Genomic DNA, 7,232 nt, shown 5'->3' on the forward strand with positions numbered 1-7,232 from the left:
TGGGATTTTTACGCCTCTGAAGATACGGGCTTATGCCCCACCTGCCCAAATTCTACGTCAGCAGATTGCCATTTTCATCCCACGCTGCCATTTCGTTTCGGGTATCATGGTCGACACACTTCGACAACCATTCCTCCTCTCCGGTGATGCCGTGCTTTCGCAAAACTTCCTCCGGCGGACCATCCCAGAGGTTGGGGGCATTGCCTTTATAGCCCAGGTCCTTAATGCCTTCCTTGCTGGTAAAGTAGCCGGTGGTGACCAGCCGCCGCAACAGATCAAAAAAAGCGACTTCCGGCTCCGGAATCTCGGCAGAGTCTTCGGGCAGATAAGCGATATCTTCTATGATTTCCAGTTGTTGCCCGGCGGTTAGGGCCATGAAGTCGTTCTGCTCAAAGCGCTGCAGAGAGGCCCGGCTCAGCCAGGACAGCCCGCCACGCAGGGGCAATTGAAAATCCGGAAAGTCCAGCGCCATAAAATCAATAAAATCGGTAACGCCGGTGGCACTTGCTGCCGGGCCCTGTTCATCAGCAGGCAGGATGATATCAGCCAGGTAGTCCAGTATTTTCCGCTCGCTTTCGCTAAAAAAAGGTGCATTGGCATGTAGCCGGGCATCGCGCCGCAGCTCTTCCGGGATTCGGGTGCCCTCGTAGGGGAATGGATTTTCAGCAGCTGTTTCGCCCGCCGGTGTGGTATCGGCTTCACAGCCGGCAGCGGTGAAGAGGGCGGAAGTAGCGGCAGCCCCAATCAGTAAGCTTTTGATACTTTCTCGGCGGTCCATCAGAGATTCATTTTTTTGAGTTCGGAAATGATGTGGTCGCTGGTGCGCCAGGCGAGTGCCATGATCGTCCAGGTCGGGTTTTTGTCGGCCTGGGAAGGGAAGGTGGCAGCGTCGGTGATGAAGAGATTGGGCACCTCGTGCAATCGGCCGTAGCCATTCGTCACGGAAGTCTTCGGGTCGTCGCCCATGCGGGCAGTGCCGACCTCATGGATGATCTCGCCCGGCTTGTTCAGCCCGTAGTCATTCGCTGCCGTCTTCTTGCCGGACAGGATTTTTGCGCCCATATTGGTCAGGATTTCCTCAAAGGTATCCTGCATGTGGCGGGCCTGCCGGCGTTCGTAGTCTCTCCATTTGTAATGGAAGCGCAGGACCGGGATGCCCCACTCGTCGACTTTGTTCGGGTCGATTTCACAATAGTTGTCGTACTGCGCTACCGACTCGCCCCGGCCGGACATACCGACGAAAGCGCCGTAGATGCGGCGGAGCTCCTTTTTGTACTTTTTGCCGTAGCCACCAGGGGTAATGCCCAGTGCCCGTTGTACCTCAGCCTGATTGAAGCCGTGCCCGTACTTAGGCATACTTTGCCCGCCCCACACTTCGATATGGTAGCCGCGGGGAAAGTCCAGCTTTCTGTTGTCTTCCCACCAGGGGGAATAAACGTGCAGGCCCCCTACCCCGTCTTCGTTGTACCGGTCGCGGTCCATCAATGCTGGCAGAAAACCGTACATACTAGACCCTGTGGAGTCGTGAAGGTAGCGCCCGATCAGCCCGCTGCCATTGCCCAACCCATCTTCTTTGGAGTTGAGCAGGATGCGGGCCGTAGAGCAGGACGAAGCCGCCAGCACAATCACTTTGCCTTTGATTTGGTACTCCCGCCGGTCGGCTTTATTCACATAACTGACGGCTTTGGCTTTACCATCCGGGCCGGTTTCCACCGAACGCGCCATGCAATTGACAAACAGGTCGATCTGCCCACCGGCTTTCTGGGCCGGGAAGATGAGGCAGGAACCGGAGCTGAAGTCGGCATACACCATACAGGACCGGCCGCACTGCCCACAGTAAAAGCACAAACCGCGCTCCTTGTTAATCCGCTTGGTGAGCATAGACATGCGGGAAGGGATGACGGTGACACCAGATTTCCGTGCCCCCTTGATGTAGTACCACTCGTGCAGGCGGGGTTTGGGCGGAGGCAGGAAGAAGCCATCCGGATCGTTGGGCAAGCCTTCGTTGGTGCCAAATACGCCGATCAGCTTATCGACTTTATCGTAGTAAGGCTTGACATCCTCGTAGGAAATGGGCCAGTTGGCGCCCAGCCCGTCGATATCCTTTCGGCGGAAATCGTCCGGTCCGAAGCGCAGGGAAATACGCCCCCAGTGGTTGGTGCGCCCGCCCAGCATACGGGAGCGGAACCAGCGGAAGTCGGTACCTCCGGCCTGTGTGTAGGGTTCGCCCTCGATTTCCCATCCGCCCCAGGCCATGTCAAAGTCGCCAAAATCCCGCTGAGTGCTGGCACCACGGCGGGGGCTCTCGTAAGGCCAGCGCATTTGTGTTTTGGTGACCGGGTCTGCCGGGTCAAAGAAAGGTCCGGCTTCCACAATGGCTACAGACAAGCCCTGCTCCGCCAGCACCTTGGCCGTCATGCCGCCGCCGGCGCCGGAGCCTACGATGACGGCGTCGTAAGTTTTGGTAGGTTTCTTTATTTCCACGATCGAGTTTTGATTGGTCTCGTGCTAAAATTAGAAAAACTAAATACGGATAAGGTACTTCGAATGTCAAATCCATAATCTTTATCTGGCACCCAACTGTTTTTAGACTACTCTCGTCTGTAACCCAAAGTAAATCCATCAGACATGAACAAAACTATTTTTCTTAGCCTGTTGTCCGCCTTTATTTTCTGGCAATGCGATACCGCATCCAACGAACCGGCCCCCTATCTGCCGGTCACCGCCGACATGGAACAGACTGCTGACATGAATCAAACCCTCGGCTGGGACCTCTTTCATCAGGAGCAGCAAGCCTTGCCGCAGGAGAACATCCTCATTTCGCCCTATAGCGTACAAACGGCGCTTTTCATGGCACAAAATGGCGCACAGGGCAGCACCCTGGGGCAAATGCTGGACCTCATGGATGGCAGCAACGTCAGCGTGGAAAGCCTGAACCAGGCCCACAAACAGCTCAATACCCTCCTCACCAATCCCGCAGACCACCCGGAAGTGACAGTCGCGAACAGCTATTTCTACGATGCGGAGCGTATTGACGTGGAGCAGGCGTTCCTGAACCCGCTGAGCGAGTTTTATGCCGCTTCTTCCGAGAGCCTGGATTTCCGGCAGGAAGCGCAAAGCAAGGCTGCCATCAACAACTGGGTATCGGAAAAGACCAATGGTAAAATTCCCACTATCGTGGAAGAGATCACTTCTGAAGACGTAGCCTTTCTGATCAATGCCCTGTACTTTAAAGCGGACTGGCTGGCGGGCTTCCCGGAGGAGCTGACCTTCGACGGCACCTTCCAAACGGCAGCGGGCGGAACCGCAGAAGTCCCCTTTGTCAATCAGGATGCCAGCTTCCTCACCGCTCAGGCGGATGGGCTGCACATGGTAGACCTCCCGTTCAAGGATTCCACCTACAGCCTGACCCTCATTATGCCCGACCCGGAGCAGCCAGATGCACAGTGGCCTACCTCACTGACCAAAGACCGCTGGCTGGCCCTATACGACGCCATTCAGCCCGGCAGGGCGATTGTACAGTTCCCAAAACTGAAGCTGGAATACGGCAACAACCTGGTCCGCTCCCTTCGCAACCTGGGCATGGAAGATGCCTTTTCTCCTGCTCTGGCTGACTTCCAGCTCATGGGGAGTGCGACCAACGGGCAGAATATTTTCATCAAACAAATTGCGCACAAAGCGGTGCTTGAAGTAGATGAACAGGGCGCAGAAGGTGCTGCCGCAACAAGTATTGGCTTTGGTACAACCTCTGCCCCACCCTTTTTCCGGTTTGACGAGCCCTTTGTCGTGGTCCTCCGGTATATAGAGACTAATACGATGTTGTTTACGGGGTTTGTAGCGGACCCATCGGCGGAGTAAACCGGTCTGAAAATCGGAATTCTGACTATCTTAGGGCTTGCCGGGGCTCACATTGCCCGGCAAGCCTTCTGGTTGTTGATCCGATAAAACTGACCGTATGAAAAAATGCTTTGCTTTTCTTGTGCTGATCTTAGGTTCGCTGTCTCTCTCTGCCCAATACGATATGCCCCATATTCTATCGCTAAAACAGCAGGGCGAACTGCGCGACCAATGGCTGCAACACCGCATGAAGACCGTGCTGCCTCCTATCATGCAGCGCGAAGGCATCGACATGTGGGTCCTCATCGCCCGGGAGTACAATGAAGACCCGGTACTCAAAACCCTGCTGCCTTCCTTCTGGCTCTCGGCCCGCCGTACGACGATGCTGGTCATTTACGATACCGGCGACAGCCTGGAAACCCTCGCCTGCGCCCGCTATGATGTGGGCGAAGTGTTCAAAAAAGCCTGGGACAAAGAGGTGGAGCCCGATCAATGGAAGCGGCTGGCACAACTGATTACGGAAAGAGACCCGGCAAAGATCGCGGTCAACCGATCGGAGCACTTTGGCCTGGCGGATGGCTTGTCGGCCTACCACTACGATCAGCTGATGGCGCACCTGCCCGAAGCCTATCAGGAAAGAGTCGTCACCGGCGAACGCCTGGCCCTCGGCTGGCTGGAAACCCGCACTTCGGAAGAAATGACGGTCTATCAGCAGGTCTGCCGTATTGCTCATGCCATTATCGCGGAGGGGCTTTCCGATCAGGTCATACAACCCGGCGTAACCACCACCGATGACGTGGTGTGGTTCTACCGGGAGCGCATCCGGGAGTTGGGGCTGACCGCCTGGTTTCACCCTACGGTGGATGTACAACGCGCCAATCCGGACGCCGATGGTTCCACCCTGAGTTTTGCCGCCCGTCCCGGCGAGACGGTCATTCAACCGGGCGACCTGGTACACTGCGACTTTGGGATCACCTACCTGGGGCTGAATACGGATACACAACAGAATGCCTACGTTTTAAAACCCGGAGAGACCGATGCACCAGTTTTCCTCAAAGCAGCCCACAAGAAAGGCCTTCATCTCATGGATATTCTGACCAACGAATTTCAGGAAGGGCGTACCGGCAATGAAGTCCTTGCGGAGGCGCTGAAGAAGGCCAAATACGCCGGGCTGAAACCCCAGATTTACACCCACTCCATCGGCTACCACGGGCATGGCGCCGGGCCAACGATCGGGCTTTGGGATCAGCAGGAAGGCGTGCCCCACAAGGGCGACTACCCGCTTTACCACAACACCGCCTACTCTATTGAGCTGAACACCAAGGTGTATTTACCGGAGTGGGACAAGGAAATCCGAATGATGATGGAAGAAGATGCTTTCTTTTATGAAAACGGGGTACGCTATATTGATGGGCGACAGGAGGAGCTCTTTCTTATTCCACGCCAACTCCGGGATTAAGAGCGTGTTGGGAGGAGCACTACTGCTGATAATCAAAGTATTGTGAATCCCGCAAGAATACGGGACGTCATGGAAAAACACTTATTTGAACCTCTAATGCTACGGGGCAGGCTCCACCAAATGCGCATTTTTCCATTTAGCCACAACCACAACCCTTTGATTATCAACTATCTTTTGCTCCAAACATGCTCTTAGTGGCTGGCTCTATTCAAATATCCGTTTTTCGAATAATGTTTTCAACCCATCAAATGTCTGCTTTGGTTTTTTACAAATATAGATATGTTGATGCTGTTCTTCTTTCGTTTCTGCATAAGGGTTGTAAAAAGTTCTTACTTTTTCCACTTCGTCAAAATACTCCTTAAAGAAACTGCCTACATTATACCCCAAACCAATAGTCGTTTCAGGCATATTGCCTTTTGGCACCCAATTGTAAAAACTTCCGTGTAAAGAAAAAGCTACAGGTAAATCGTACCGCTCTTTAAACAAATTGACTGCTCCTGCTTGTGCGTAATGTTTCCCCCAAATCATGGTTTTGTTTCTTTCTTCATCTGGAAGACTATCATGCACGTTTTTCAATTCTTTTAAAATAACGGGCCAATAATCTTTTGAATACCTTTCTTCAAATCTGACATTGAATTGCCCCCCTTCTATAACTTTTCTATTCTCGTACGGATAGTCGTATTTTAGATAACTATCTAATGGGAATACTGGCATACCAAATGGGATTAAGAAAACACCGACAGAAAGGATAACACCTGTTGGGTAAATCAACCATTTCCGTTTTGACAGGATGTAGCGTTCCCAAAACACACCACCAAAAGGCAATACGGTTAAAGCTATCGGATAAAAGTAATATCCTTTACCTTGGCTAGAGGCTAAAAACATGGCAGACAACAAAATAGATAACGATAGTGGCCTATAGAATTTCATTGAATAATGAAACATTGAAAAAATTGCAGGAATGGTAATGAGCAGAGCAAGTGGGTTCAATGCCATGAAAAAACCTTGTAAAACTTCTCTAGTTTCTTGTCTTTCTAATTGGGTTTCGTAAAGTCGGGTAAACATTTTAAGAACCGGGAAATCATTGACTGCTTGCCAAATAATATTTGGGCTTATTAGTGCTAAAAAGGCGATTACATTCAACCAAAATCTATGCTTGAGTAGTGAATTCCTTGTTGCCTTAAAAAACAGTAAGGATGAAACCCCGAACATAAAAAATACTGCATCGTATTTGGACAAAAATGCTAAAGCGGTCGTTATGGTCAAATACCATAAATATTTCTTATCGAGATGCTTAACATACTTTGTAAGCAGGTAGAAATTGACAACCCAAAAGAGCTGACTAAAAACCACAGGTTGAAATAACTGTTGTGAACGCCCAAATGCTGGGGCAATGATGATACACATCAAAACCAAAAAGACAGCTTTTGTCTTACCGCCTAATTCAATGGTGATTTTTGAAACAAAAATAAGAATTAGAATTGCTGAAATATGAGGGAAAAGATGGTGTATGAAAACCGATTCTGATTGGAACAAATTTTGGAAGAAAGCCAAAACTCCAATGAACGGGGGGAACTCCATAAACCCAAACGCAAGATGATTCCCTGTTTCAATATGCAGAAATTCGTCTCCTTGAAACCCTGAGTTGCTATCAGCAATTAAGTGAAGTGCTAATTTGATGATGCAAAAAGCAAAAAGTATGAGCTTTGTTTGGTTATTCATTTCTTCTGTCTCTTAAGGTATAAAGGCAAGGGGTTATTTTGTAATTCCTTCTACTAACTTTTCGTATTCAGTATCATTCGGTTCCCACAATTCAATTTTATTTCCATCATTATCCATGATATGCACAAATTTTCCGTACTCAAACTCTTCAATATTATCTAAAATCGCAACTCCGTTATTCTTTAGTTTTTCCAATAGTCGTTCAAGGTGAACA

General features: G+C 50.7%; 6 protein-coding genes. 2 read left to right on the plus strand and 4 right to left on the minus strand.

Annotation, left to right across the window (positions count from 1 at the left end; genetic code table 11):
* Window positions 1-52 precede the first annotated feature (52 nt).
* Both RIC19_RS13405 and RIC19_RS13410 read right to left on the minus strand, forming a co-directional pair.
* On the minus strand, window positions 53-778 hold the full coding sequence (locus tag RIC19_RS13405; RefSeq protein WP_350178839.1) for a gluconate 2-dehydrogenase subunit 3 family protein: 726 nt from the start codon (window positions 776-778) through the stop codon (window positions 53-55).
* Entirely contained in the window at window positions 778-2,484 is a 1,707-nt protein-coding gene (locus RIC19_RS13410; RefSeq protein WP_350178840.1) for a GMC family oxidoreductase, read from the minus strand. Before RIC19_RS13410 ends, RIC19_RS13405 begins: the two co-directional genes overlap by 1 nt.
* Before the next feature lie 144 nt (window positions 2,485-2,628).
* Here RIC19_RS13410 and RIC19_RS13415 point away from each other — a divergent pair, with 144 nt between their 5' ends.
* Together RIC19_RS13415 and RIC19_RS13420 are read left to right on the plus strand one after the other, a co-directional pair.
* The gene (locus RIC19_RS13415; protein WP_350178841.1) at window positions 2,629-3,858 is read left to right on the plus strand and encodes a serpin family protein; all 1,230 of its coding nucleotides are present in this window, start codon (window positions 2,629-2,631) and stop codon (window positions 3,856-3,858) included.
* A gap of 97 nt (window positions 3,859-3,955) precedes the next feature.
* Window positions 3,956-5,296: a M24 family metallopeptidase gene (locus RIC19_RS13420; RefSeq protein ID WP_350178842.1), complete on the plus strand. Its 1,341-nt coding sequence runs from the start codon at window positions 3,956-3,958 to the stop codon at window positions 5,294-5,296.
* Window positions 5,297-5,500: 204 nt separating this feature from the next.
* Here the strand turns inward: RIC19_RS13420 and RIC19_RS13425 are convergent, their stop codons facing one another.
* Together RIC19_RS13425 and RIC19_RS13430 are read right to left on the minus strand one after the other, a co-directional pair.
* On the minus strand, window positions 5,501-7,018 hold the full coding sequence (locus RIC19_RS13425; protein WP_350178843.1) for an ArnT family glycosyltransferase: 1,518 nt from the start codon (window positions 7,016-7,018) through the stop codon (window positions 5,501-5,503).
* A 33-nt stretch (window positions 7,019-7,051) separates the two neighbouring features.
* A partial coding sequence (locus tag RIC19_RS13430; protein ID WP_502930839.1) for a VOC family protein occupies window positions 7,052-7,232 on the minus strand: 181 nt, incomplete at its 5' end.

Origin of the sequence: Phaeodactylibacter sp., from assembly GCF_040219495.1 — a bacterium.
In the GTDB taxonomy this organism is placed as follows: Bacteria; Bacteroidota; Bacteroidia; order Chitinophagales; family Saprospiraceae; genus Phaeodactylibacter.